Source organism: Acrocarpospora pleiomorpha (genome assembly GCF_009687885.1).
Classification (GTDB): Bacteria; Actinomycetota; Actinomycetes; order Streptosporangiales; family Streptosporangiaceae; genus Acrocarpospora; species Acrocarpospora pleiomorpha.
In genome coordinates this window covers 106,056-130,790 of the sequence record NZ_BLAF01000025.1, presented here as the reverse complement: position 1 = coordinate 130,790, position 24,735 = coordinate 106,056, and the positions used below count along the sequence as shown (strand labels likewise).

21 protein-coding genes and 2 CRISPR repeat arrays (1 of these 23 cut by a window edge) are annotated in these 24,735 nt (G+C 69.3%); of the genes, 5 read left to right on the top strand and 16 right to left on the bottom strand.

What is annotated here, in order from left to right; all coding sequences use genetic code 11:
- Positions 1 to 476: a CRISPR direct-repeat array (repeat unit 30 nt; unit sequence GTCCTCATCGCCCCTGCGAGGGGTCGCAAC) (it extends 1,585 nt beyond the left edge of the window).
- Between the two features lie 107 nt (positions 477 to 583).
- The gene (locus tag Aple_RS22850; protein ID WP_486303362.1) at positions 584 to 1,927 is read right to left on the bottom strand and encodes a helix-turn-helix domain-containing protein; all 1,344 of its coding nucleotides are present in this window, start codon (positions 1,925 to 1,927) and stop codon (positions 584 to 586) included.
- A 26-nt stretch (positions 1,928 to 1,953) separates the two neighbouring features.
- Positions 1,954 to 2,412 (bottom strand): hypothetical protein, encoded by a 459-nt coding sequence (locus Aple_RS22845; protein WP_155346702.1) that lies wholly within the window; start codon positions 2,410 to 2,412, stop codon positions 1,954 to 1,956.
- A gap of 513 nt (positions 2,413 to 2,925) precedes the next feature.
- Between Aple_RS22845 and Aple_RS22840 the strand changes: the two genes are divergently transcribed.
- From Aple_RS22840 to Aple_RS56345, 3 genes are all read left to right on the top strand, one after another.
- Entirely contained in the window at positions 2,926 to 4,449 is a 1,524-nt protein-coding gene (locus Aple_RS22840; protein ID WP_155346701.1) for a tetratricopeptide repeat protein, read from the top strand.
- Positions 4,450 to 4,756: 307 nt separating this feature from the next.
- Positions 4,757 to 5,371 carry a GntR family transcriptional regulator gene (locus tag Aple_RS22835; RefSeq protein ID WP_155346700.1) on the top strand — a complete coding sequence of 205 codons (615 nt, stop codon included), beginning with the start codon at positions 4,757 to 4,759 and terminating at the stop codon, positions 5,369 to 5,371.
- Between the two features lie 138 nt (positions 5,372 to 5,509).
- Positions 5,510 to 5,944, top strand: a complete 435-nt coding sequence (locus Aple_RS56345) for an ATP-binding protein (RefSeq protein WP_155346699.1) — start codon at positions 5,510 to 5,512, stop codon at positions 5,942 to 5,944.
- A 196-nt stretch (positions 5,945 to 6,140) separates the two neighbouring features.
- Positions 6,141 to 6,959: a CRISPR direct-repeat array (repeat unit 30 nt; unit sequence GTCCTCATCGCCCCTGCGAGGGGTCGCAAC).
- Positions 6,960 to 7,099: 140 nt separating this feature from the next.
- Here Aple_RS56345 and Aple_RS22825 read toward each other — a convergent pair.
- Genes Aple_RS22825 through argC form a run of 7 tightly spaced genes read right to left on the bottom strand, consistent with a single transcriptional unit; the run spans position 7,100 to position 13,988 of the window.
- Positions 7,100 to 8,296: an argininosuccinate synthase gene (locus Aple_RS22825; protein ID WP_155346698.1), complete on the bottom strand. Its 1,197-nt coding sequence runs from the start codon at positions 8,294 to 8,296 to the stop codon at positions 7,100 to 7,102.
- A complete protein-coding gene (locus Aple_RS22820; RefSeq protein WP_155346697.1) occupies positions 8,293 to 8,826 on the bottom strand; it encodes an arginine repressor in 534 nt (177 codons plus the stop codon). Before Aple_RS22820 ends, Aple_RS22825 begins: the two co-directional genes overlap by 4 nt.
- On the bottom strand, positions 8,823 to 9,740 hold the full coding sequence (gene argF, locus Aple_RS22815; protein ID WP_155346696.1) for an ornithine carbamoyltransferase: 918 nt from the start codon (positions 9,738 to 9,740) through the stop codon (positions 8,823 to 8,825). Before argF ends, Aple_RS22820 begins: the two co-directional genes overlap by 4 nt.
- A complete protein-coding gene (locus Aple_RS22810) occupies positions 9,733 to 10,902 on the bottom strand; it encodes an acetylornithine transaminase (protein WP_155346695.1) in 1,170 nt (389 codons plus the stop codon). The genes argF and Aple_RS22810 overlap by 8 nt, the downstream gene beginning before the upstream one ends.
- Entirely contained in the window at positions 10,899 to 11,780 is an 882-nt protein-coding gene (argB, locus tag Aple_RS22805) for an acetylglutamate kinase (RefSeq protein ID WP_155346694.1), read from the bottom strand. Before argB ends, Aple_RS22810 begins: the two co-directional genes overlap by 4 nt.
- Positions 11,777 to 12,952: a bifunctional glutamate N-acetyltransferase/amino-acid acetyltransferase ArgJ gene (argJ, locus tag Aple_RS22800; protein WP_155346693.1), complete on the bottom strand. Its 1,176-nt coding sequence runs from the start codon at positions 12,950 to 12,952 to the stop codon at positions 11,777 to 11,779. The genes argB and argJ overlap by 4 nt, the downstream gene beginning before the upstream one ends.
- A 13-nt stretch (positions 12,953 to 12,965) precedes the next feature.
- Entirely contained in the window at positions 12,966 to 13,988 is a 1,023-nt protein-coding gene (gene argC, locus Aple_RS22795) for an N-acetyl-gamma-glutamyl-phosphate reductase (RefSeq protein ID WP_155346692.1), read from the bottom strand.
- A gap of 184 nt (positions 13,989 to 14,172) precedes the next feature.
- Between argC and Aple_RS22790 the strand changes: the two genes are divergently transcribed.
- Positions 14,173 to 15,825 (top strand): class I adenylate-forming enzyme family protein, encoded by a 1,653-nt coding sequence (locus Aple_RS22790; RefSeq protein ID WP_155346691.1) that lies wholly within the window; start codon positions 14,173 to 14,175, stop codon positions 15,823 to 15,825.
- A gap of 129 nt (positions 15,826 to 15,954) precedes the next feature.
- On the top strand, positions 15,955 to 17,211 hold the full coding sequence (locus tag Aple_RS22785) for an MFS transporter (RefSeq protein ID WP_155346732.1): 1,257 nt from the start codon (positions 15,955 to 15,957) through the stop codon (positions 17,209 to 17,211).
- An 84-nt stretch (positions 17,212 to 17,295) separates the two neighbouring features.
- On the opposite strand, the gene Aple_RS22780 is transcribed toward Aple_RS22785, so the two are convergent.
- From Aple_RS22780 to infC, 7 genes are all read right to left on the bottom strand, one after another.
- Positions 17,296 to 19,845 carry a phenylalanine--tRNA ligase subunit beta gene (locus Aple_RS22780; protein ID WP_155346690.1) on the bottom strand — a complete coding sequence of 850 codons (2,550 nt, stop codon included), beginning with the start codon at positions 19,843 to 19,845 and terminating at the stop codon, positions 17,296 to 17,298.
- Positions 19,845 to 20,942 carry a phenylalanine--tRNA ligase subunit alpha gene (gene pheS, locus Aple_RS22775; protein WP_155346689.1) on the bottom strand — a complete coding sequence of 366 codons (1,098 nt, stop codon included), beginning with the start codon at positions 20,940 to 20,942 and terminating at the stop codon, positions 19,845 to 19,847. The genes Aple_RS22780 and pheS overlap by 1 nt, the downstream gene beginning before the upstream one ends.
- 77 nt (positions 20,943 to 21,019) lie before the next feature.
- Complete coding sequence (locus Aple_RS22770) at positions 21,020 to 22,093, bottom strand: sensor histidine kinase (protein WP_246264710.1); 1,074 nt, start codon at positions 22,091 to 22,093, stop codon at positions 21,020 to 21,022.
- 251 nt (positions 22,094 to 22,344) lie between these two features.
- Positions 22,345 to 23,142: a TrmH family RNA methyltransferase gene (locus Aple_RS22765; RefSeq protein ID WP_155346687.1), complete on the bottom strand. Its 798-nt coding sequence runs from the start codon at positions 23,140 to 23,142 to the stop codon at positions 22,345 to 22,347.
- 176 nt (positions 23,143 to 23,318) lie between these two features.
- Positions 23,319 to 23,699 carry a 50S ribosomal protein L20 gene (gene rplT, locus Aple_RS22760; RefSeq protein WP_155346686.1) on the bottom strand — a complete coding sequence of 127 codons (381 nt, stop codon included), beginning with the start codon at positions 23,697 to 23,699 and terminating at the stop codon, positions 23,319 to 23,321.
- 21 nt (positions 23,700 to 23,720) lie between these two features.
- Positions 23,721 to 23,915 carry a 50S ribosomal protein L35 gene (gene rpmI / locus Aple_RS22755; RefSeq protein ID WP_155346685.1) on the bottom strand — a complete coding sequence of 65 codons (195 nt, stop codon included), beginning with the start codon at positions 23,913 to 23,915 and terminating at the stop codon, positions 23,721 to 23,723.
- A gap of 116 nt (positions 23,916 to 24,031) precedes the next feature.
- Positions 24,032 to 24,730: a translation initiation factor IF-3 gene (gene infC / locus Aple_RS22750; RefSeq protein ID WP_281361592.1), complete on the bottom strand. Its 699-nt coding sequence runs from the start codon at positions 24,728 to 24,730 to the stop codon at positions 24,032 to 24,034.
- Positions 24,731 to 24,735 lie beyond the last annotated feature (5 nt).

The following is a 24,735-nucleotide window of genomic DNA, read 5'->3' as shown; positions in this document are numbered from 1 at the left end:
TCATCGCCCCTGCGAGGGGTCGCAACTCCAGTTCGTCGAGGTCGATTCCGGCGATCTTCGGTCCTCATCGCCCCTGCGAGGGGTCGCAACCTCACACCGCGTTCTACGCCGGCCCGCGCATCCACGTCCTCATCGCCCCTGCGAGGGGTCGCAACACGTCATCGACGACTTCGGCGTCCACCGGCTCACCGGTCCTCATCGCCCCTGCGAGGGGTCGCAACTTGTGGGCGTGGGCTCACCGCAGACCAGTTCCGATGTCCTCATCGCCCCTGCGAGGGGTCGCAACCGTTCCGCCTTCGTCGTGCCACCCCAGATGCCCTCGTCCTCATCGCCCCTGCGAGGGGTCGCAACGGTGAGTTGACAATCATGTCGGCGGCATGGGGGGTCCTCATCGCCCCTGCGAGGGGTCACAACCGATACTTCGCGCCTGGATTCACCGCGCCGAAGTCCTCATCGCCCCTGCGAGGGGTCACAACACTGCGGCCAGTGGAGTTGGTAGCAATACACGCACAATTCCTCATCGCCCCTACGAGGGTCGCGATCTCCCACGCAGCACCCAACTCCGGGGAAGGGCCCAGCCGCCTCAGAGTCCGACGAGGGCGGTATGAATGTGGTCGTCAAGATCGGCTACGAACGTGTCTGTACGCCAGGGCCGCAAGGCAAGTCGGGTCTGCCGGAGCCGCTGGGCCGGCACGCGTGCGCGGGTCGCGGCGGTCAAGTCGACGCACTCGTGCAGCAGCCCAGCTGTAGCCTCGGCCGCTCCGGGCGCACCGGTGCGGAGTACGGCGAGTGCCCGGTCGGCGAGGACGATGCCACGCTGAACGGCGTCGCGGAACCCGGTCAATGCTGCCGCCGAGCTGGCCAGCTGCTGCTCAGCCTTCTCGGCCTCCCCGATGAAGATGCCGCAGACGCCTACGAAGCCCTGGAGATGGCCGGGCGTGAAGCTGTCCACGGCCGGATCGCTTGTGGTGTCCAAATCAAGATCATGCCAGGCCAGATGCAACGCTGTGCGGGCGTGCCGTTCCTTGCCGGAGCGAGCGGCCATCTCGGCCTGCAAGGCATGGCAACGGGCGCGGACGACCACGCTCGCTCCCCGACGTGCCTCCTGAACGGCGGCGTTGGCGATGGCGTTGGCCCTCTCAAGATCCCCGGTCGCGTAGTAGACCACCATGGTCTGGCTCGTGCGGATGAGAGCGCGTCTATGCTCCTGACCAGCTTCGAATGGCAGGGATGTGGCCTCATCGTAAAGGGCGAGTGCGGCCGCATCGTCGTGATTCTCGAACGCCAGCCTGGCGGCCAGCGAGAGCGTGACACCGGCCACCTCCACCATCCGTGCGCGGATGGGCGTGTGCGCGTGGCGGCCGAGTAGTCGGCGGCACACCTCAACGATTGCCGCTTGGGCCAAGTGCAGCCGCACGAACGGGACCGTACCGATCTGCCGATTCACGGCAGCGCTCGCGTCGCCCAACCGGTCCAGGATGTCGAGCTCCATAGTGCTGCCATCGGCCAAGGCGCGCGCGATGTCAGCTCGCAACGGCTCGCTGAGGAACGCCGCCAGGCCCATGTCGGTCCCGACCGCCGCCACGGCCGCGGTCAACTCGTCCAACGTTTGCCGGGCTGTACCTGCCTCTTCGAAGGCGTTCAGAAGCACGGCGAAGTCTGAGCCGGGGCCTAGAGAGACATCACCTGTGGGCGTGCGCGCGAAGGCGTGGGCGAGGAGGACTTGGTACCGATCGTCCGGAGTGCTGGTGCCGTTCTCCCACCGCGCGATTGTCCGCTGGATGCTCGCGACAGAATTCGATCCAATGCGCGCAAACTGCAGCGTCTGAGCCAGGTCGCGCAACAAGCGGGCCTGGTACGCCCATGACCAGCCCCGAGCCTGTCGAAGGCGTCTCAGGATATCGGCACTTGGCCGGGTGGTGCCCATACGTGCAGTAAAACACGGGCAGACTTTCAGATCGGCACGATCAGCCTAGGTTTCCCATGGGTGGCCGCGTAGTCAAGGGTATAGGCCGTCCCGCTGGACAGATCAGTAGCGAGCGGGAATCCGATGATGAACTCACTGCGGTCCACCATCCAGCGATTGCGCGCGTGATAACCCGTCGTCCGAGCTTCGCCTTTCAGTTCTACTAGATCATCAAGCCGCCCGCTGTCCCGAACCGTCGCAACAGCGTGCCGGGCGTCAGCGGGTTGGTCGGCGAGCGTCGCCGGGACGACTACCGTGAGGCGGGCGGAGGTGTTATCGGACAACCACAGCAGGGCGAGCGAATCAATCCCGCTGGCTCCACCGAGGTAGAAATGCGAATCCGGGACAGCAAACGGGCCGATATAGGCGGCGAAGAGGTCCCTGTATTCCGACAGCTCTCGATGCTGAGTGGATCGAGACCCGGTAATCGTCAGCGATTTGGGCATTTCGGCTTTTGCTCCGTGTCATCAGATGTCATCTCCCGGCCGATGAACGCCGCCGGTGTACTCGACCTTATGACGAGCACGACGGCGCTGAAGCAGCTTGCCACGCTCCCAGTGGGACGTGGACTGACTACCGACCACTGCGTGGCCTCTCGCCTCATGGTTACGAATCTTGCCGCAGCAGCATGCATGGTCGAGACGATCAAGTTGGTCCCCGGCCATTACGTCACTGAGCGGGGCTATGAGTTCGGCCAAGTCGGTGACGAGGTGTCCACAGCGGACAGGCTCGCGTCTCTCCTCGGCGTGCCAAATCCGAAGCGAGCGCCCAAGGCCGGGTTTGCGACTGACCGAGGCTTGATCAGGAAGAGGTCCTGTGGAGGCGGAAGATGTCCGGCGCGGCGGCGCGAGAGGGTCCTTCCCTTTCGCTGTTTCCTGCCTGCCGACGCGGCCTCTCCTTGTCATGCACGTTCCTGGCAGTTTCCTCCGGATCAGCCAAACCGAGAGGTAGGAAGAGCAATGGACGTCCAGACGCGCTCTGTACGAGAGGAAGGATTCTTCGCGCTGTCCGATGATGCCGTGCGGCTGTTCGGGCTGCTTGGGTTGCATCCAGGGGCCGATTTCTCGGCGGAGTCGGCTGCCGCGCTGGACGGGAGTCGGGTTGGGCCGATCCTGAGCCTGTTGGAGAGTTTCCACGGGGTGGGTCTAGCCAAACGGGTGGTGCCCGGCCGGTACCGGCTCGATGAGCCGTTGCGTACCCACGCTGCCGAGCGGGCCTGGCCATCCGCCAGACAGGCAGATGACGCGCTGGTACGGCTGGTCTGCTGGTATCTGCACACCTGTGATTGGGTCCAGGATGCCTTGGCCCCGTGCGATGCCTACGACTTGGAGGAGGAGGTCCCGGCCGGGGTCACGCCCAAGACCTTCGACACGCCGCGGGCCGCTGCGGCCTGGTGGGAAGCCGAGCGGGCCACCATCGTCTCCATTGTCCGTACGGCTGCGCAGGCCGGGCTGCACGGGCTGGCCTGGCGGATGTCGGCCGTGCTGCGCGCCGTCTACGCCCAGCGCAACGCCTTCACCGACTGGCAAGAAGTGGCCACCATCGGCGCCGCCTCCGCCGTCGCCGACGGCGACCTCACCGGTCAGGCGCTGGCCGCCGAAAGCCTCGGCGACCTGTACGCCCAGACCTACCGCCCACGGGAAGCCGAATCTCATCATCGTCACGCGCTGGTGATCTACCGCCGTCTGGGCGACCGTTTCGGCCAGGCACGTTCGGTGAACGCGCTCGGCCTGCTTGCCCTGAGCCGACGCCACCTGCGGGAAGCCCGCATGCACTTTGAGGACAGCTCGCTCATCTTCGCCGAACTCGACGACATGGCCCACGGGGTGGCCGTGACCGGCACCAACGAAGCGGAAACACTGATCGAACTGGACCGGGCGGCGGAGGCCGCGCACATCCTCGGCGAAATCGCGGAAGTCTTCGACCATTTCCACGACCGCTCCTGCCAAGGCCACGCGCTGTTCCTCCTGGCCCGCGCCCAGCGGACCCAAGGGGACCTGGTCAGCGCCCGAGCCTCTATAGACGCCGCCCTGGCCATCGCCACCACCACCGTTGGCAACCCGACGTGGCGAGCAACCCGGCTGCTGGAGTTCGGCCATGTGCAGCTCGCAGCTGGGCAGCCCGCCGACGCGCTGGAGACCTACCAGCACGCCGCCGAGATCCACCACGAGTTCGGCGAGCGCGGCGGCGAAGCCCTGGCCCTGGCCGCAGCCGCGGAAACCCACCGGGCGCAGGGCCGCGCGGCGGAGGCGGTTAGCCTGCACCGCGCCGCCGAAGCGGTCCACCGCGATCTGGGCGACCGCTGGCATCAGGCGTTGAGCCTGGTCGGGATGGGCAAGGCCCTAGCCTCGATGCAACGCCTCCCACAGGCCCGTACCCAGTGGGAACTCGCGCTGACCGATCTGGCCGCCTTCACCGATCCTGCGGCGACGAAACTGTCTCGAGAGATCCAGGTCACCCTCACCTATCTTCGCGGCCTTTGACCGCTCAGCGAAAGTTCTTGGTGTCGCGCCTCATTTGTGGCCCGAGCCGCCCAAGACGTGGAAGGGCCTCCTACCCGCCCGAGTTTGCAGCACGGCTGGTGGGAGGCCCGACCACCCCCGGGGGACCCCTAAGACGTGGGAGGGCCTCCTGTACGCCCGAGTTGAACGCCTGGCTGAGGAGGCCCGATCACCCCGGCCGGGAGATTGAAGTCACGCACACCTACCTTCGCGGCCCTTGAACGGCCCGCCCAGAGGAGTCAATGGTGTCGCGCCTCAACCAAACAGGTCCCGCTGGGGGCGGGAATAGATGATGACCCACAAAGACAAAGGCCTCCCGGACGAGCGGGACTGGGTGAAGGAAGCCGGCAGAGGTCCGGGACGCCCATCTCGCGACCTGAGCGACGGGGATGAAGACCCGCTGTACGTGCGGATCGCCAATGACATCGAGAAGCAGATCCATCAGGGGAAACTGGTGCCCGGAGACCGGATCGGCAGCCAGACCGAACTGGCCCAGCAATACAACGTCTCGATCACGACCTCGCGGAAGGCGCATGAGGCGCTGCGTACCCGGCACCTGGCACACACGGTGGCGGGGGCGGGCACGTTCGTCGGACCGGAGGACACCACACCCGCCCCCCAGGTGATGCCGACCTATCTGGTGATCGCCGACGAACTGGCCACGCGGATCCGCGCCGGTGACATACCGCCAGGCCGCCAGATCCCGAGCCGGAGAATGCTCGCCAAGCGATTCCAGACCAGTCTGGTCACGGCAGGAGAAGCCACAGCCGCACTGCGGGAGAAGAACTGGGTGTACACCATCGCCGACACCGGGAGCTACGTCACCCCGGCGGAGAAGTGGCCCTCCGAGCAGGAATGGCACAAGACGATCGCTCGTCATCGGGGCCGTCGGGAGGAGAAGTGAACGGTTGCGCCTGGCCGGGCCGGGGGACCGGGCTGGGCCCCTGTTGGCGTCAAACGCAAAAGGGGATCCCCGGCCGACGCTGGGCGCCTGTCAGCGCGCTGGTGGGTCTTTGGTGTTACTTCTTGCCAGGCGGGACCTATGTCTAGCGCGAGGGACAGCGGAGGATCTCTGACCCCGTTCATGGGTGCCATCAATCTTCTCGGTAACGCGGACGCGGTGTCCCGAGCACGGAAGTATGTTCAACGCGTATGTGCGGGGATAAGCCGCAACCGCCTTCATGAAGTAGTCTTACTCACTACGGAATTGGCTACCAATTCTGTGCGGCATTCGGATTCGGGTCGAGTTCCGAATGGGAGACTACGGATAATAGTCACCGGCGGCGTACATGCAATCCGCGTGCAGGTGATAGACGAGGGCTCGGCTGATAGCGCCCCGGAAGTGCACCCGTTCTCGTTCTCGGAGCCTTATCGTTCCAGGAGGCTAGGACTTTGGATTGTGCAGGAAATCGCATCCTCCTGGGGTTGGCACCAGCATCCAAAGGGCCGAGTGGTTTGGTTCGAGGTGGATCTATGATCGGGAAACGAAAGAGGACAGTATCAAGCGTGGAAGCAAGTACCGACCTGTACCCTTAAGGTCGCTGCTCCTTGACTCCTCCATAGCGCCAGATTTCAGCGACACGCCGGGCTTTCCTGCACAACCGAAGGTCCGCTGAAAACCAGCCCCAAAACCCGTCGCCTCCACCAGCGATGACCAGCGGCTTTACCTTGGGGTCCTCATCGCCCCTGCGAGGGGTCGCAACCCGAACTCCGCGCCGTTCAGGGCGAGGTCGGCAAGGTGTCCTCATCGCCCCTGCGAGGGGTCGCAACGCATGTACGCGGCCGAATCCACCTACGCAGGCGAGGTCCTCATCGCCCCTGCGAGGGGTCGCAACTTGGTCTGCACGCGGACGTGGGGGGCGTTGATCCGGAGTCCTCATCGCCCCTGCGAGGGGTCGCAACGTGGCCTACGTCATCGAGAATAGCGAATATCAGGGGTCCTCATCGCCCCTGCGAGGGGTCGCAACATCTCGCCCGACTCGCGCAGGTCCGCCATGGTCGGCCGTCCTCATCGCCCCTGCGAGGGGTCGCAACTACCAGGCCGTCTGGGTTCGGCCGTTAAGCATGATGGTCCTCATCGCCCCTGCGAGGGTCGCAACCGCTCGCCGCGGCCAGCCAGCCACCTGATTCCCCACTCGTCCTCATCGCCCCTGCGAGGGGTCGCAACTTGAACTTCACCGACGCCAGCGCGGCGGAGATGGAGTCCTCATCGCCCCTGCGAGGGGTCGCAACTGCCCATTCCCACACCGCCGCGGGCGCCCGTCCCGTCCTCATCGCCCCTGCGAGGGGTCGCAACCGCCCGTCTCGCTGGCACCCCGCGCCGCCGCTGGCGTCCTCATCGCCCCTGCGAGGGGTCGCAACGGCAGCCAACCCTTGAGGGCACGGCCAAGGAGCGGGTCCTCATCGCCCCTGCGAGGGGTCGCAACACGTCGGCCCGGCCGACGGGCAGGCCGGTGCGCTCGGTCCTCATCGCCCCTGCGAGGGGTCGCAACTTCGGTGGGGCGGGCCTGAGGTGCCCTAGAGATTCCGGACAGCGTCCGGGCGATCCTGAAAAGGCCGCCCCAGCGCGGCGACCCGACCTGGGCCCCGGAGGGTGACGGCGGGGCCTCGCCGAGGCCCCGCCGTCCGGCGGTCAGGCGCGCGCGTCGCGGGCTGCGGCGATCTTGCTCGGCAGTGACCAAAGTTCGACGAAACCCCTGGCCAGGGACTGGTCGAAGGTGTCGCCCGTGTCGTAGGTGGCCAGTGAGAAGTCGTACAGGGAGGTCTCGGAGCGGCGGCCGGTGACGACGGCGCGGCCGCCGTGCAAGGTCATCCGGATCTCGCCGGTGACGTGCCGCTGGGCGTCGGCGATGAAGGCGTCCAGGCTCTTCTTCAGCGGCGAGAACCACAGGCCGTCGTAGACCAGCTCGCCCCAGCGCTGGTCCACGCTGCGCTTGAAGCGGGCCAGGTCGCGCTCGACGGTGACGTTCTCCAGCTCCATGTGGGCGGTGATCAGGGTGATCGCGCCGGGGGCCTCGTACACCTCGCGGGACTTGATGCCGACCAGGCGGTCCTCGACCATGTCCAGGCGGCCGACGCCCTGGGCGCCGGCCCGGGTGTTGAGCTCGGCGATGATCTGGAACGGGCTCAGCGGGCGGCCGTCCAGGGCGACGGGCACGCCGGACTGGAAGGTGATGATGACCTCGTCAGCCTCGCGGGGCTCGGCTGGGTCGGCGGTGTAGGCGTACACGTCCTCGATCGGGCCGTTCCAGATGTCCTCCAGGAAGCCGGTCTCGACCGCGCGGCCCCAGATGTTCTGGTCGATGGAGTACGGGTTCTTCTTGGTGGTCTCGATGGGGAGGTTCTTCTCCTCCGCGTACGCGATGGCCTTGTCGCGGGTCCACGCGTAGTCGCGCGCCGGGGCGATGACCTTCAACTCGGGGTGCAGGGCGGCCAGGCCGGCCTCGAAGCGGACCTGGTCGTTGCCCTTGCCGGTGCAGCCGTGCGAGACGATCGTCCCGCCGTGGCGCTGCGCGGCGGCGGCCAGGTGCTTGACGATCAAGGGCCGGGACAGCGCGGACACCAGCGGGTAGCGGTCCATGTAGAGCGCGTTGGCCTGCAGCGCGGGCACGCAGAAGTCGGCGGCGAACTCCTCTCTGGCGTCCACCACGACCGATTCCACCGCGCCGCAGTCGAGGGCACGCTTGCGGATCACTTCCATGTCCTCGCCGCCCTGGCCGACGTCGACGGCCACCGCGATGACCTCGGCGTTGATCTTCTCCGCCAGGAACGGAATGGCCACAGAGGTGTCGAGGCCGCCTGAGAAGGCGAGTACGACGCGGTCGCTCATGATTGCTTCTCCAGTGAGTTGGTACGCGAACGGTTGGTCAGCCGAAGCATGGATTCGGCCAGAACGTCACCTCCGTGGGGGTCGCGGCTGATGACGAGAATCGTGTCGTCCCCGGCGACCGTGCCGAGGATGGACTCCCAGTCGGCGTGGTCGATCGCCGAGGCGAGGAACTGGGCGGCGCCCGGCGGGGTGCGCAGGATCACCAGGTTGGCCGACGCCTCCGCCGACACCAGGAGTTCCTCGGCCAGCCGGCGCAGCCGGGCGTCCGGGTTCTCGCCGGTGTTCCCGGTGCGGTAGAGCGGGATGCGCTCGCCGCCCTCGCCGGGCACGGCGTAGACGAGGGTGCCGTCGTCGGCCCGCAGCTTCATCGCGCCGAGCTCGTCCAGGTCGCGGGAGAGGGTGGCCTGGGTGACCTCCACCCCGCTCTCGGCGAGCAGTTTGGCCAGTTCGGGCTGGGATCTGACCTTGTTGCGGGTGAGCAGCTCGACGATCCTGGCGTGCCGGGCGGTCTTGGTCAGCGGGATGCTCATCGCGCGTCCAGCCAGTGCAGCAGGGCCTTCTGGGCGTGCAGCCGGTTCTCGGCCTCGTCCCAGACGACGCTCTGCGCGCCGTCGAGCACGTCGGCGGAGATCTCCAGGCCGCGGTAGGCGGGCAGGCAGTGCAGCACGATCGCGCCGGGCGCCGCGTCGGCGAGCCGGTCGGCGTTCACCTGGTACGGCGTGAACGCCGCGATCCGCTCGTCCTTGCCCTCCTGCCCCATGGACACCCAGGTGTCGGTGGCGAGCACGTCGGCGTCCCTGGCGGCCGCGGCGGGATCGTCGAACACGGCGACGGATCCGCCGGTGGCCGCGGCGATGGCGGCGGCGTCGGCCACGGTCGCCGGATCGGGGTGGTAGCCGCCGGGCGCGCAGATCCGGATGTGCATGCCGGCCGTGGCGCCGCCGAGCAGGTAGGAGTGCGCCATGTTGTTGGCGCCGTCCCCGAAGTAGGCGAGGGTGAGGCCGGTCAGGGCGCCCTTGTGCTCGCGGATGGTCTGCAGGTCGGCGAGGACCTGGCAGGGGTGGAAGCTGTCGGTGAGCGCGTTCACGACGGGGATCTCGCTGGCCGAGGCCATGGCCTCGATCCTGTCCTGGCCGGAGGTGCGCCAGACGATGGCGGCGACCTGGCGGGTCAGGACCCTGGCGGTGTCCTCGATGGGCTCGCCCCGGCCCAGCTGGGAGGTGCCGCCGTCGATGATCAGCGGCAGGCCGCCCAGGTCGCCGATGCCGACGGCGAAGGAGACGCGGGTGCGGGTGGACTGCTTGTCGAACAGGACGGCGACGGTTTTGGGGCCCTCGTAGGGGCGGTAGCCGTACCGGTCCTTCTTCATCGCTTCGGCGAGGTCGAGGATCTCGGCCTGCTCGGCGGGCGACAAATCATCGTCTCGCAGGAAATGTCTAACCATTTTGGGCCTCTGTAAGGATCGCGGGGTAGGCCGCGAGGAACGCGTCGATCTCGGCCGGAGTGATGACCAGCGGCGGGGCCAGCCGGACCGCGTCGGGCTGGACGGCGTTGACCAGGAGCCCGGCCCGCTGCGCGGCGGCCTGCACCTGGGCGGCGCGGTCCTCGGTGAGCACGGTGGCCAGCCAGAGGCCACGCCCGCGTACGCCCTTGAGCAGCGGATGCGCGATCGACTCCAGCCCGTCCCGCAGCCGCTGGGCCACCACGCGGACATGGGCGAGATCGACGTTGTCCAGCACGGCCAGCGCCGCCGCGCAGGCGACCGGATTGCCGCCGAACGTGGAACCGTGCTCCCCCGTGGCGAAGATCGTCCCAGCGTCGCCGAAGCCGACGACCGCGCCGATCGGCAGGCCACCGCCGAGCCCCTTCGCCAGGGTGAGGATGTCGGGGAGTACCCCGTCCGCCTGGTGCGCGAACCAGTGCCCGGTACGGCCGATGGCCGACTGGATCTCATCCGCGACCAGCAGCGCGCCGGTCCGGGTGGCGATCTCCCGCGCGGCGGCGAAGTACCCGTCCGGCGGCGGCACGACCCCGGCCTCGCCCTGGGTGGGTTCCAGGAAGACGGCCGCGCAGTTCTCGTCGACGGCTTTGGCCAGCGCGTCGGCGTCGCCGTACGGGACGAAACGCACATCGGCCGGGAACGGCCCGAACTGGTCGCGGATGGACGGTTTGCCGGTCAGCGACAGCGCGCCGAGGGTGCGCCCGTGGAAGCTCATCTCAGTCGACACGACATAGGTGCGGCCGGTGGTCTTGCCGTATTTGATGGCGAGTTTCAGGGCGGCTTCGTTGGCTTCGGTGCCCGAGTTGGCCAGGAAGACCCGGCCCGGGTGCTCCAGCAGTTCGAGCAGCCGCTCGGCCAGCTTCACCTCCGGCTCGTGCAGGAATAGGTTGGAGGTGTGCGCGAGCGTCGCGACCTGGGTGGACACGGCTTCGACGAGCGCCGGATGGGCGTGGCCGAGCGAGGTGACCGCGAGGCCGCCGATCAAGTCGAGGTATTCCTTGCCGTCCACGTCCCACACCCGGGTGCCCTCGCCGCGGGCGAGCGCGACCGGCGGCACCCCGTAGTTGGGCATGAACGCCCGCTCGAACCGGTCAAAGAGGGTCATGCCCGCTCCTTCGGGGTGTCGGGCCGGACCATGGTGCCGATGCCCTCGTCGGTGAAGATCTCCAGCAGGATCGCGTGCGGCTTGCGGCCGTCCAGCACGTGCGCCTGCGGCACGCCGCCGCGCACGGCCGTCAGGCAGGCCTCCATCTTGGGGACCATGCCCGCGGACAGGCCCGGCAGCAGTTCGGCCAGGTCGGAGGCCTCGATGGCGGAGATCACGTCGGTGCTGTGCGGCCAGTCCGCGTACAGGCCTTCGACATCGGTCAGCACGATCAGCTTGGACGCCTTCAGCGCCACCGCCAGCGCGGCGGCGGCGGTGTCGGCGTTGACGTTGTAGACGGTGCCGTCCTCGCCGCGCGCGATCGAGGAGACGACCGGGATGCGCCCGTTGTCGAGCAGCGCCACGACGGTGTCCGCGTCCACCCGGACGATCTCGCCGACCTGGCCGATGTCGACCTGGGCGCCGTCCACCAGCGCGTGCTTGCGCTCGGCGGTGAGCAGGTGCGCGTCCTCGCCGGACAGGCCCACCGCGAACGGGCCGTGCCGGTTGATCGCGGCGACCACGTCCCGGTTGACCTGGCCGACCAGCACCATCCTGACCACCTGCATGGCCTCCGGCGTGGTCACCCGCAGCCCGGCGGTGAAGCTCGACTCGATGCCGAGCCGGTCCAGGTGGGCGTTGATCTGCGGGCCGCCGCCGTGCACGATCACGGGGCGCAGCCCCGCGTACCGCAGGAAGACCACGTCGTCGGCGAAGTTCGCGCGCAGATGGTCCTCGGTCATGGCGTGACCACCGTATTTGATCACGATGGTGGCGCCGTGGAAGCGCGCCAGCCACGGCAGCGCCTCGATCAGGGTCTGGGCTTTCTCCAGCGTCATGAGGAGTAGGCCGAGTTCTCGTGCACGTAGGCCGCGGTCAGGTCGGTGGTGTGGATGGTGGCCGAGTGCGGGCCGGCGGACAGGTCTATGGTGATCGTCACGTCCCGGGGCCTCAGGTCCACTTTGGACCGGTCGTCCCCGGCCGCACCGCCCCGGCAGATCCAGATGCCGTTGATCGCGACGTTCAGCCGGTCCGGCTCGAACTCCGCGTCGGTCGTGCCGACCGCGCTCAGCACCCGCCCCCAGTTGGGGTCCTCGCCGTGCAGGGCGCACTTGAGCAGGTTGCTCCGCGACACGGTACGCCCGACGTCCACCGCGTCCTCGACCGACGCCGCCCCGACCACCTCGATCGCGATCGCCTTGCTCGCGCCCTCGGCGTCCACCAGCAGCTGGCGGCACAGGTCGGCGCAGACCTCGGTGACCTTGCGCTCGAACTCGGCCAGGTCGGGCCGGACGCCGGAGGCGGCGCTGGCCAGCAGCAGCACGGTGTCGTTGGTGGACATGCAGCCGTCGGCGTCGAGCCGGTCGAAGGTGACCGAGACGGCCCGGCGCAGCACCTCGTCGAGTTCCCGGGAGGTCAGGTCGGCGTCGGTGGTGAGCACGCTCAGCATGGTCGCCAGCGCGGGGGCCAGCATGCCCGCGCCCTTGGCCATGCCGCCGACCATGTAGCCCTCGCCCCTTCTGAAGGCGATCTTGCTGACCGTGTCGGTGGTCCTGATCGCGTCCGCGGCGGCCACGCCGCCGTCCCGGGACAGCTGGGCGGCGGCCGTGTCGATCCCCGCCAGCAGCGGGTCCATCGGCAGCCGCTCACCGATCAGGCCGGTCGAGCAGACCACGATCTCCCCCGCCGAGTCCTGGAGCACCTCGGCGACCTTCTCGGCGGTGGCGTGCGTGTCCTGGAAGCCGGCGGGCCCGGTGCAGGCGTTGGCGCCGCCCGAGTTGAGCACCACGGCGCGGACCAGGCCGCCCTCGACGACCTGCGCCGACCACAGCACGGGGGCGGCCTTGACCCGGTTCCTGGTGAAGACTCCGGCGGCCGCCCTGGACGGGCCGTCGTTGACGACCAGGGCCAGGTCACGGCTGTCGTTGGCCGGATCGGGCGGGCCCTGCCGCTTCTTGATGCCGGCGGCGATGCCCGCGGCTCGGAAGCCGAGGGGGGCGGTCACGCTCATGAGGTGCTCTCCTTTACGGGCTGACGCCGGTGGTGGGCAGGCCTAGCTCCTCGGGCAGGCCGAGCGCGAGGTTGGCGCTCTGGATCGCGCCCCCGGCGGTGCCCTTGGTCAGGTTGTCGATGGCCACCACGACGATCACGCGCCCGGCCCGCTCGTCGAGCGCCACCTGCAGCACGGCCGTGTTGGCGCCGAGGGTCATCGCGGTCGCGGGCCACCTGCCCTCCGGGAGCAGGTGCGTGAACGGCTCGTCCTTGAGCGCCTCCTGGTACGCCTCCCGCAGCCGCGCCTTGGTCAGGCCGGGGGTGGCGGGGGCCGAGCAGGTGGCGAGGATGCCCCGCGCCATCGGGGCGAGCGTCGGAGTGAAGGATACCCGGACCGGCTGACCGGCGACGGCGGAGAGGTTCTGGGTCATCTCGGGGGTGTGCCGGTGCGTGCCGCCCACGCCGTACGCGCTGACCGAGCCCATCACCTCGCTGCCGAGCAGGGACGCCTTGAGCGAGCGCCCCGCGCCGCTGGTGCCGCTCGCGGCGACCACCACCACGTCGGGCTCGACCAGTCCCGCGGCGAACGCCGGGAACAAGCCGAGGGTGACCGAGGTGGGATAGCAGCCCGGGACCGCGATCCGCTTGGCGTTCGCCAGGACGTCGCGCTGGCCGGGGAGTTCCGGCAGGCCGTAGGGCCAGGTGCCGGCGTGCGGGCCGCCGTAGAACTCGGTCCAGTCGGCCTCGCTGCTGAGGCGGAAGTCGGCGCCGCAGTCCACGATCAGGGTGTCCTGGCCGAGCTGGGCGGCGATGGCGGCCGAAGCGCCGTGCGGGAGGGCGAGGAAGACGACGTCGTGGCCGCTGAGGGTGTCGGGGCCGGTGGGCTCGATGATCCGGTCGGCGAGGGCGGGCAGGTGGGGCTGGTGCTCGCCGAGCGTGGTGCCCGCGCTCGAACCCGCGGTGAGCGCGCCGATCTGGATGCCGGGGTGCGCGAGCAGGAGCCGGAGCAGCTCGCCCCCGGCGTATCCGCTCGCTCCGGCGATGGCCGCTTTCACCCTGAATCCCCCCGGATTGTATGTTTATGCACTGGGACTTATCTTCTTGCCTCTCAACGAGAGTATGCACCGGGAAGCATGAGCATGCAAGCCAGCGTCCACGGAGTGGACTTGTGGCGAGATCTTGGCCACCATACCTACTGGTCGGTATCGTGAAATATCGCCTTTGGTGAGGGAGCCGTGGATGAGCATCATCACGAACGACGAGGTCCAGGCCCGGTTGACGGCGCCGGGGCAGCTGTTCGAGATGGAGGACGTGGGCGGGGGCGTACGGGCCTGGAAGCACGCGCCCGCGACATTCCGGGCGCTACTGGAGAACAGCGCCTTCCACGGCGACAAGGAATTCGTCGTGTACGAGGACGAGCGGCTCACCTACACCGAACATTTCCGGCTCGCCGCCACCCTCGCGCACCGGCTCGCGGACTCCTTCGGGGTGCGCAAGGGCGACCGGGTCGCGATCGCGATGCGGAACTACCCGGAGTGGATCGTCGCGTTCTCGGCGACGCTCGCCATCGGCGCCGTCGCGGTCCCGCTGAACGCGTGGTGGACCCGGAAGGAGCTGGAATACGGCCTGTCCGACTCGGGCGCGACGCTGTTGATCGCCGACGGGGAACGCGCGACCACCCTGGCCGGAATCGACATCCCGATGATCGTCAACCGCTCCTCCGGTTCGCTGGGGGCCGATTGGCAGGAGGTCTTGGGCGAAATTTCACCTGATGTCGTGCTTCCGCCCGCTGACATCCACCCCGAAGACCCCGCCACGATCTTCTACACCTCCGGTACGACCGGCCACCCCAAAGGCGCCCTCGGCAGCCACCGCAACCTGGGCCAGGCGCCGATGTCCGTCGTGTACGCGATGACGCGCGGCGTGGCGCTGACCGGCCGGGACCCCGGCGAATCGCTCAAACGACGCCGGATCACCCTGCTCACCGTGCCCCTGTTCCACGCCACGGGCTGCTTCGCCGTCCTGCTCACCACCATGTTCAGCGGCAACGGCCTCATCCTCATGTACAAATGGGACGCCGAGAGCGCTCTCCGCCTCATCGAACGCGAGAAGATCACCGGGCTGAGCGGCGTGCCCACCAACGCCTGGCAGCTCCTCTCCCACCCCGCGCTCGGCTCCTACGACATCTCCACCCTGTCCGGAGTCTCGTACGGCGGCGCCCCCGCCCCACCCAAACTCCTCGAACGCCTCACCGAACTCCTGCCGGGCCGCACGCCGTCCAACGGGTACGGCATGACCGAGACCACCGCCCTGGCGATCTACAACAGCGGCCAGAGCTACCAGGACAGGCCAGGCAGCATCGGCATCCCGCTGGCCGTCGTGGACGTCAAGGTCTGCGACCTGTCCGGCGCCGAACTCCCGCGCGGCCAGGTCGGCGAGCTCTGCCTGCGCGGCCCGATCGTCATCATGGGCTACTGGAACCGCCCCGACGCCACCGCGGAGACCATCGTCGGCGGCTGGCTCCACACCGGCGACCTGGCCCGCGTCGACGACGAGGGCTTCGTCTACATCGTCGACCGCGCCAAGGACATGGTCATCAGGGGCGGCGAGAACGTCTACTGCGCCGAAGTGGAGGCCGCCCTCTTCGACCACCCCGCCATCGACGACGCCGCCGTCATCGGCATCCCCGACGACGAACTCGGCGAACAGGTCGGCGCGATCGTGAAACTCCGCTCCCCCGCCACCCAGGAAGAACTCCAGGCCTTCCTGAAGGAAACCCTGGCCCCCTTCAAGATCCCGGTCAGAATCTGGTTCCACGAGTCCGACCTGCCCAGAAACCCCGGCGGCAAGATCCTCAAAACCCACCTCCGCCGGGAGGTCCTGGGCGGGTAGATGTGTGACATCTGACCACTGTTCCTACCGCTAGCGCCAGCGCGAAAATGCGTTGCGGCCGGGCCGGCGATCCGGCGATTATGGCCGTTCGTGTCACGAACTTCACTGGGCTTCCTGCGGCGTATGCGCATGGATGTGAGCCCCATCCGTGAATCGCGGGACTTCCGGTTGTTGCTGGGGTCGTCGCTGGTGACCATGTTCGGGAGTTTCATCACGCTGGTCGCGGTGCCGTACCAGATGAAGGAGCTGACCGATTCGCCGTTGATGGTGGGCCTGGTCAGTGTGGTGGAGTTCGTGCCGATGGTGGTGGGCGGGCTGTGGGGCGGGGCGATCGCGGACGCGATGGACCGGCGCAAGATCATGATCTATTCCGAGGTGGGGCTCTGCGGGGCCTCGCTGCTGCTCATGGTGAACGCCCTGATGCCGGAGCCGCAGGTGTGGGTGCTGTTCGTGGTGGGGGCGCTGAGCGCGGGGCTGTACAGCGTGCGCGGGCCGAGCGAGCAGGCGGTCATCAACCGGGTGCTCAAGCTCGACCAGATGGGGGCGGCCTTCGCGATCCAGGGGGTGACCAGGAACATCGGGGGCATCGCGGGGCCCGCGCTCGGCGGGGTGATCGTGGTCAGCTTCGGGCCGGCGACCTCCTACGGCATCGACGTGGTGTCGTTCCTGCTTTCGCTGCTGCTGCTGGTGCGGGTGGCGACGGTCGCCCCGCCCGAGGACGCGGCGCCGCCCTCCCTGGGGTCCCTGCTCGACGGAGTCAGGTACGCGGCGCGCCGGCCCGACCTGATGGGCACCTACCTGGTGGACATGGCGGCGATGTTCTTCGCCATGTCCAACGCGCTCTTCCCGTTCCTGGCCGAGCGGTACGGCGGCGCGAACGAGCAGTTCGCGCTCGGCCTGCTGGCGGCGGCGGGCGGCATCGGGTCGGTGCTCGCCTCGCTCACGTCGGGATGGACCGCGCACGTGCACCGGCACGGCCTCGGGGTGATCGTCTCGGCGGCCCTGTGGGGCGTGGGCGTGGCCGTCGCGGCGATCATGCCGAACATCTGGCTGATCGTGGCCTGCCTGGTGTTCGCCGGAGGCGCGGACATGATCAGCGGCATCTTCCGGGGCATGATCTGGAATCAGACCATCCCGGACGAGTACCGGGGACGGCTGGCGGGGATCGAGCTGCTGTCGTACTCGGCGGGGCCGATGCTGGGCAACGGCCGGGCCGGGCTCATGTCCCACCTGGGCGGGGAACGTTTCTCGCTGGGGGCGGGCGGGCTGCTGTGCGTCGGCGGGGTGCTCGTGCTGGGGGCGCTGCTGCCGAGATTCCGGGCGTACGACTCCCGCACCGACGAGCACGCGGTCGCGCAGCGTGCCCGCCGGGAGGCCGTCAGCTGATCAGAGCGCGGGGAAGGCGTTCTGGACCACGGGCCCGGTTCCATCCGGGAGCGTGGTTCCTCTCCCGGATGGAAACGACCCTGGCTACGCTCCGCGCAGCTGGGCGCCCGTGCGCTCGGCGGCGACCGCGACGGCGGCCTCCCGGGCGGCGGTGATCTCCTCGGCGGTCAGCGTGCGGTCCGGTGCGCGGAACCGCAGCGTGTAGGCGAGCGACTTGTTGCCCGCGCCCACCTGCGCGCCCGCGTACACGTCGAACAGCCGGATCGACTCCAGCAGTTCGCCCGCGCCCGCCCGCAGCGCCGCCTCGACCGCCGTCACCGGGGTGTCTGCGGGGACGATCAGCGCCACGTCCTGGGTGGCCACCGGGTAGGTGGACACCGGCGGCGTCTGCGCGGGCCCGGCCGGGGTGAGGCGGGACAGTTCCAGTTCCATCGCGGCCGTGCGCGGCGGCAGCCCGTAGGCCTCCACGACGCGCGGGTGCAGCTCGCCCGCGTGCCCGACCAGCGTGTCGCCCACATACAGCGCGGCGCAGCGGCCGGGATGCCACGGCTCGTGCCGGTCGGCCCGCACGTCCAGAAGAACACCGGCCTCGCGGGCCACCGAACGGGCGGCCTCGATCGCGTCCGCCCAGGAGGCGGCGCGGCCCGGGCCCCACCAGCCGGACCGGTCGAACTCCCCGGCCAGCACGACCGCCACCCGGACCGGCTGGTCCGGCAGCGCGGCCTCGATCCAGTCCCGCTCGTCATCGGTGGGCCTGCGGTCCACCTTGAGGATGGGCGCGGTGGCCGGGGCCTCCGGCTTGGGCCGGTAGACCAGGCCGGTCTCGAACAGCGCCACGTCGGCGAAGCCGCGGCCCACGTTGCGGACCAGCGTCTTGAGCAGGCCGGGCAGCAGCGTGGTCCGCATCAGCGGCTCGTCCTCGCTGAGCGGGTTGACCAGCCGGGTGGCGCGGCGGCGCGCGTCATCCTCGGGCAGCTGCAGGCCGTCCAGATCCCGCACCCCGATGAACGGATACGACAGAACCTCGACATATCCGGACAGGGCCAGGGCGCGGCCGACCCGGCGGCGGAGCCGCTGGGTCTCGGTGAGCCCGGCCCCGGCGGGGGCGGCGGGCAGCACCGAGGGCAGCCGGTCGTAGCCCTCCAGCCGGATGACCTCCTCGGCGAGGTCGTTCGGGTCGGTCAGATCGGTCCGCCAGGACGGCGGATAGACCGTGATCGGGTTCTCCCCGGTGACCGCCAGCTTCCCGGCCAGGTCACCGCCGGACACCACGCCGGACGCGGCCACCCCGTGCTCGCCACCCTGCGCCACCGCGCCGTCCACGACCTCGCAGCCGACCTGCTCCAGCCGCCAGACCACGGTCTCCTTCGAGTACGGCACGCCCGCCACCCGCCCGGGATGTCCCGCCGGGATGGTGATGGCGACCGGCGCGACCTCGACGGAGGCGTGCGTGACGCCCGGCTCGGCCGTACCGCCGCCGAGGGTGCAGAGCAGATCCACCGCGCGCCAGGACGCCGCCAGCGGCAGTTCCCGGTCGACGCCGCGCTCGAACCGCTTGGAGGCCTCGCTGACCAGGTTGTGGCGGCGGGACTCGCGGGCGATGCCGGTGGCGGAGAAGTGCGCGGCCTCGATCAGGATGTCGGTGGAACCCTCGGAGATCTCGGTGGCCAGGCCGCCCATGGTGCCCGCCATCGAGATCGGGCCCGAGTCGTCGGTGATGAGGATGTCCTCTTCGTGCAGCTTGCGCACGACGTGGTCGAGCGTCTCCAGGGTCTCCCCCGGCTCGGCCCGCCGGACCACGATCTCGCCCTGGACGGTGGCCCGGTCGAAGGCGTGCAGGGGCTGGCCGAGCTCCAGCATCACGTAGTTGGTGACGTCCACCGCCAGCGAGACCGGGCGCATGCCGGAACGCGCCAGCCGTACCCGCATCCAGAGCGGGGACGGCGCGGCCGGGTCGAAGCCGGAGACGGCGCGCAGCACGAAACGGTCGCAGGCGGTGGGGTCGGCGATCGAGGCCGGGTGCGAGGCGCCGCCCGCGACCGGGTAGTCGATCGCGGCCGGGTCGCGGAAGGCCACTCCGAACGCGGTGGCGGCCTCGCGGGCCACGCCGCGGATGGACAGCGCGTAGCCGCAGTCCGGCGTGATCTCCAGCTCCAGCACGTCGTCGCGCAGCCCGAGCAGCTCGACCACGTCCGCGCCGATCACGGTGTCGGCGGGCAGCACCAGGATGCCGGGCGAGGACTCGGCGATGCCGAGCTCGGCCTCGGAGCAGATCATGCCGTCGGACAGGCGGCCGTAGGTCTTGCGGGAGCCGATCTCGAACCCGCCCGGCAGCACCGCGCCGGGCAGCGCCACCGGCACCACGTCGCCGGCCACGAAGTTGACCGCGCCGCAGACGATCTCGCGGGGCACGGCCTCGCCGACGTCGACCTTGCAGTGCCGGATCGGCTTCTTGAACTCGGCGAGCTCCTCGATCTCCAGCACCCGGCCGACCACCACGTTCTTGATCTCGTGGCCGTGCGAGGCGATGTTCTCCAGTTTGAGCCCGGCCGCGGTGAGCTTGTCGGCGACCTCGTGCGCGGTGACGGCGGGGAGATCGACATACTCCCGCAGCCAGGAAAGCGGGACCTTCATCAGACCTCCAGTCCGAACGGCAGGGTGAACCGGATGTCGCCCTCGATCATGTCGCGCATGTCCTCGGCGTTGTGGCGGAACATCAGCGTGCGCTCGATGCCCATGCCGAAGGCGAAGCCGGAGTAGACCGACGGGTCGACGCCGCAGGCCACCAGCACCCGCGGGTTGACCATGCCGCAGCCGCCCCACTCGATCCAGCCCTCGGACTTGCAGGTACGGCACGGCGGGCTGCCCGGCGAGGCCGACGACCCCCGGCAGACGAAGCAGCGCAGGTCCATCTCGGCGGACGGCTCGGTGAACGGGAAGTAGTTCGGCCGGAACCGGGTGGTGATGCCCTCGCCGAACATGACCTCGGCGAACCGGTCCAGCGTGCCCTTCAGGTGGGCCATCGTCAGGCCCTTGTCCACGGCGAGGCCCTCCACCTGGTGGAAGACCGGCGTGTGGGTGGCGTCCAGCTCGTCGGTGCGGAACACCTTGCCGGGCGAGATCACGTACACCGGGAGGTCGCGGGTGAGCAGCGCCCGGATCTGCACCGGCGACGTCTGCGTTCTCAGGACTTTTCCGGATTCGACCGATTCGACGAAGAACGTGTCGTGGTCGGAGCGGGCCGGGTGGTCGGGCGCGATGTTGAGCGCGTCGAAGTTGAACCACTCGGCTTCCAGCTCGGGGCCCTCCGCGACCTCGTAGCCCATCGCGACGAAGCAGTCGGCGACGTGCTCCTGGAGCGTGGTCAGCGGGTGGCGGGCGCCGCGCGGGGCGCGGTCCCAGGGCAGCGTGACGTCCACGGTCTCCTCGATGAGGACCTTGGCGTCCCGTTCCGCCTCCAGCTCGGCCTGCCGGGCGGCGAGCGCGTCGGCGATCGCCTTCCTGGCGCCGCCGATGCGCTTTCCGGCCTCGGCGCGGGCGGCCGGCGGCAGCGCGCCGATCTCCCGGTTGGCCAGCGCGACGGGGGAACGGTCGCCCGCGTGGGCGAGCCGCACCTGCTTCAAAGCGTCGAGATCCGCGGCCGACGTGATGGCGGCGAGGGCGTCGGCCTCCGCGCGCGCCAGTTCGTCGGCGTGCAGCGGCGTCACCTCGACCGGGTCGTAATCAGACAAGAGAGAGCTCCGTATCCAGGGCTTGAGCGAGCAAAGTCTAGTGCGCGGCGCGCGCTTGAGAGCCCACCGGAGAAGCCCTAGGCGAAGTCTGGGGCCCCGGTGGGCACGGTAAATCGGAACTCCGCGCCGCCGCCGGGGGCGCGCTGCACGCTGATCGCGCCGCCGTGCGCCTCCACCAGGCCCTTCACGATGAACAGGCCCAGGCCGGTGCCGCCGCGGCGGCGGCCGTTGCCGCGCCAGAACTGGCGGAAGACGCGCGAGACCTGCTCGGGTGCGACACCCTCGCCCTCGTCGCGCACGGACACGGCCACTCCCCACTCCACGGGTTCTACGACAATAGTGACTTTACCTCGCCCATGCCGCACCGCGTTTTCGAGCAGATTGCCAAGGATCTGGTCAATCTTGTCCTGATCGAGCCAGGTCTCTGGGAGTTCCCCCGCCACGGTGAGCACGAACCGGTCCTCCGGCTCCCCCGCCGCGACCCGGCCCGCGATGAGCCGGCGCGCCCTGGCCGGGATGTCCACCAGCTGGCGGCGGATCTCCAGCCGCCCCGACTCGATCCTGGACACGTCCAGCAGCTCGGTGATGAGGCGGGTGACCCGGTCCGCGTCGGCGTTGACGGTCTGCAGCATGACCAGCTTCTGCGCGTCGTTGAACCGGTCCCACTTGGCCAGCAGGGTCGCGGTGAAGCCTTTCACGCTGGTCAGCGGGGATCGCAGCTCGTGCGCCACGGTGGAGACCAGGTCGGCGCGGCTGCGTTCCAGGCGGCTGCGGGCGGCGGTGTCCCTGAGCGTGATCACCACCCGGATCACCCGGCGCCCGGGATTGCGGACGAACCGGGCGGCGACCAGCAGCTCGCGGCGGTCCAGCACGACGGGGCGCTCCACCTGGCGGGTCCGGGTGGACAGGCCGCCGTGCGGGTCCAGCCACTTCCACCAGTCGCGGCCGTCGGAGTCGCGGAACGGCAGCACGTCGGTGAGATGGGCGCCGACCGCGTCGCCCCTGCGCACCCCGGTGAGCCGCTCGGCGGCCCGGTTGACGGCCAGCACCGTGCCGGCTCCGTCCACGGCCACCAGGCCGTCCGGGAGATCATCTACAGCGATCACACTCGCCGGGTCGGGAACCCGGTCATGGGTGTTTTCGCCACGCAAAGGGGACCGCCTCCAGCCGGGGGTCACTGATCGAGTACCCGTCACACCTGCTCTATGAGCCGTCAGGCCCGACAATAGCGGTTTTCCCGAGCACTCTGTCAGCGTCGGTACGCGGCTCTTCCACGTGTTCATGGCCGATCCTCCGGATCGGCGGGCTCGGCCGCCCCGGGAGCCTGTGTCTTCCCTCGTCACTCCGGCCGCTCCGCGACCTGCGTTCCTCAGTCCAGACACAGGCGCGGCCAAGCCAGTGTTCACTTCTCCCGGTGAACGCGCGCCGCGGCGTACAGGCAGACCGCCGCCGCTGTGGCCAGGTTGAGGCTTTCGGCGCGCCCGTAGATCGGTACCCGGACCACCTCGTCGGCGAGCGCCAGCAACTCGGCGGGCAATCCCCACGCCTCGTTGCCGAACAGCCACGCCACCGGCGCGTCCAGGGCCACCTCGTCGAGGGTGCGCCGCCCGGTCCCGTCGGCCGCCAGCACCCGGAACCTGCGGCCCTTCAGGTCCTGCACGGCCTTGCCCACCGGCACCCCGGTCACCACCGGCAGGTGGAAGATGCTCCCGGCGCTGGCCCGCACGCACTTCCCGTTGTACGGATCCACCGACGCGTCGGTGAACACCACGGCGTCGGCCCCGGCCGCGTCCGCGGTGCGCAGCACGGTCCCGGCGTTTCCGGGGTCGCGCACGTGCGCGAGGATCGCGACCAGGCGCGCGTCGGCGGCGACCGCCTGCTCCAGCGGCACGTGCACGAACCGGCACACCGCCAGCAGCCCCTGCGGGGTGACCGTCTGGGCCAGCTCGGCCATCACCTCGCCGCTGGCCCGGAAGACCGGCACCCCGGCCAGCTTGGCGGTGGTGATGATCTCGGGGTGCCGCAGCTCGGCCTCGGCGGTGGCGAACAGCTCGACCGTGACCCCGTCGGTCGCCAGGGCCTCCCGGACGGCCTGCGGCCCCTCGGCGAGGAAGGCGCGGTCCCGGTCCCGGAAGGCGCGCTTGGTCAGCCGCCGGGCGGCCTTCACCCGGGGCGACTTGATGTTGGTCAGCTCGGACATGATCCCCCTTGGTTCGGGGACGACTTTTAATTAGAAAGTCGTGATCTGGGCAGCCGCAATCGCGAGTCGCCTGGTCGGCGGCTACGCGGCTGGCCAAGGGACGGGTTTCTGGTTAACCAGCCGCAACACGAAGAGGGGCCCACCTCGTCGGTGAGCCCCTCCGCGACTGCGGCCGGTCAGGCGACCGGGGCGTTCACGTCGGCCGGGAGCGCCTTCTTGGCGGCCTCGACCAGCGTGGCGAAGGTCTGGCTGTCGTTGACCGCGAGGTCGGCCAGGATCTTGCGGTCCACCTCGATGCCGGCCAGCCGCAGACCCTGGATGAACCGGTTGTAGGTCATGCCGTTGGCCCGGGCCGCCGCGTTGACCCGCTGGATCCAGAGGCGCCGGAAGGTGCCCTTCTTGTCCTTGCGGTCCCGGTAGGCGTAGGTCATCGAGTGGAGCATCTGCTCCTTGGCCTTGCGGTACAGCCTGGACCGCTGACCCCGGTAGCCGCTCGCCCGCTCGAGGACGACGCGGCGCTTCTTCTTGGCGTTGAGCGCCCGCTTCACGCGTGCCATGTGTATCTATCTCCCCGGGGGTTACTTAGCGAGCAGCTTCTTGATCTTCTTGCGGTCGGCTTCGGAGATGACGATGTCACTCTCCAGCCGGCGCGTACGAGTGGACGGCTTGTGCTCGAAAAGGTGCTTCCGGTTGGCACGCCGGCGAATGATCTTGCCGGAACCGGTGATCCGGAACCGCTTTTTCGCACCACTGTGCGTCTTCATCTTCGGCATGGAGCCGTCTCTCCCTCGTTTGTTCCCGTGCCGGTTCCCCGGGCCTTGTCGGGGCCCGAGTCACCGGCATGCCTGACTCGTTCGAGACCAGCGTCCGGCCCCGACTTCGCAGCGTGTTACTGCTGCGGCTGCGCCTCGCTCGCGGCGTCCTCCACGGGGGGACCCTCACCCGCGGGCTCGTCGCCGCGCTGGGCTCTGGCCGCCGCCTTCTCGGCTTTGGCCTCGGCCTTCTTCTTGTGCGGCCCGATCACCATGATCATGTTCCGGCCGTCCTGCTTGGCCTGCGACTCCACGAAGCCCAGCTCCGTGACGTCCTCGGCGAGCCGCTGCAGGAGTCTGAAGCCCAGTTCCGGCCGGGACTGCTCGCGCCCGCGGAACATGATCGTGACCTTGACCTTGTCCCCCGCCTTGAGGAAGCGCACGACGTGACCCTTCTTGGTCTCGTAGTCGTGCGGGTCGATCTTCGGCCGGAGCTTGATCTCCTTGATGATCGTGTGTGCCTGGTTGCGGCGCGCCTCGCGCGCCTTCATGGCCGACTCGTACTTGAACTTGCCGTAGTCCATGAGCTTGCACACGGGCGGACGAGCGGTGGCGGCGACCTCGACCAGGTCGAGATCGGCCTCCTGGGCCAGCTTCAGCGCGTCATGAATGGACACGATGCCGACCTGCTCGCCGTTCGGGCCGACGAGGCGAACCTCGGGCACGCGAATACGATCATTGATGCGGGGCTCGGTGCTGATGGGACCTCCAAGGGACTTCCGCTTGAGTGCTCGACCGTGTGGAAGAAACGACAAAAGACCCCACACGTCACGCATGCGGG

What these genes read in the sequence shown, in the direction of transcription:
- argB (WP_155346694.1), bottom strand. Translation starts at nt 11,780, where the DNA reads ATGACGCTGGAGAAAGCCCAGACCCTGATCGAGGCGCTGCCGTGGCTG.
- Aple_RS22825 (WP_155346698.1), bottom strand. Translation starts at nt 8,296, where the DNA reads ATGAGCGACCGCGTCGTACTCGCCTTCTCAGGCGGCCTCGACACCTCT.
- Aple_RS22780 (WP_155346690.1), bottom strand. Translation starts at nt 19,845, where the DNA reads ATGAAGGTCCCGCTTTCCTGGCTGCGGGAGTATGTCGATCTCCCCGCC.
- argJ (WP_155346693.1), bottom strand. Translation starts at nt 12,952, where the DNA reads ATGAGCGTGACCGCCCCCCTCGGCTTCCGAGCCGCGGGCATCGCCGCC.
- Aple_RS22840 (WP_155346701.1), top strand. Translation starts at nt 2,926, where the DNA reads ATGGACGTCCAGACGCGCTCTGTACGAGAGGAAGGATTCTTCGCGCTG.
- rplT (WP_155346686.1), bottom strand. Translation starts at nt 23,699, where the DNA reads ATGGCACGCGTGAAGCGGGCGCTCAACGCCAAGAAGAAGCGCCGCGTC.
- Aple_RS22785 (WP_155346732.1), top strand. Translation starts at nt 15,955, where the DNA reads ATGGATGTGAGCCCCATCCGTGAATCGCGGGACTTCCGGTTGTTGCTG.
- Aple_RS22810 (WP_155346695.1), bottom strand. Translation starts at nt 10,902, where the DNA reads ATGACCCTCTTTGACCGGTTCGAGCGGGCGTTCATGCCCAACTACGGG.
- Aple_RS22835 (WP_155346700.1), top strand. Translation starts at nt 4,757, where the DNA reads ATGATGACCCACAAAGACAAAGGCCTCCCGGACGAGCGGGACTGGGTG.
- rpmI (WP_155346685.1), bottom strand. Translation starts at nt 23,915, where the DNA reads ATGCCGAAGATGAAGACGCACAGTGGTGCGAAAAAGCGGTTCCGGATC.
- Aple_RS22790 (WP_155346691.1), top strand. Translation starts at nt 14,173, where the DNA reads ATGAGCATCATCACGAACGACGAGGTCCAGGCCCGGTTGACGGCGCCG.
- argF (WP_155346696.1), bottom strand. Translation starts at nt 9,740, where the DNA reads ATGGTTAGACATTTCCTGCGAGACGATGATTTGTCGCCCGCCGAGCAG.
- Aple_RS22845 (WP_155346702.1), bottom strand. Translation starts at nt 2,412, where the DNA reads ATGCCCAAATCGCTGACGATTACCGGGTCTCGATCCACTCAGCATCGA.
- Aple_RS22850 (WP_486303362.1), bottom strand. Translation starts at nt 1,927, where the DNA reads ATGGGCACCACCCGGCCAAGTGCCGATATCCTGAGACGCCTTCGACAG.
- Aple_RS22820 (WP_155346697.1), bottom strand. Translation starts at nt 8,826, where the DNA reads ATGAGCATCCCGCTGACCAAGACCGCCCGGCACGCCAGGATCGTCGAG.
- Aple_RS22765 (WP_155346687.1), bottom strand. Translation starts at nt 23,142, where the DNA reads ATGTCCGAGCTGACCAACATCAAGTCGCCCCGGGTGAAGGCCGCCCGG.
- infC (WP_281361592.1), bottom strand. Translation starts at nt 24,730, where the DNA reads ATGCGTGACGTGTGGGGTCTTTTGTCGTTTCTTCCACACGGTCGAGCA.
- Aple_RS56345 (WP_155346699.1), top strand. Translation starts at nt 5,510, where the DNA reads ATGTCTAGCGCGAGGGACAGCGGAGGATCTCTGACCCCGTTCATGGGT.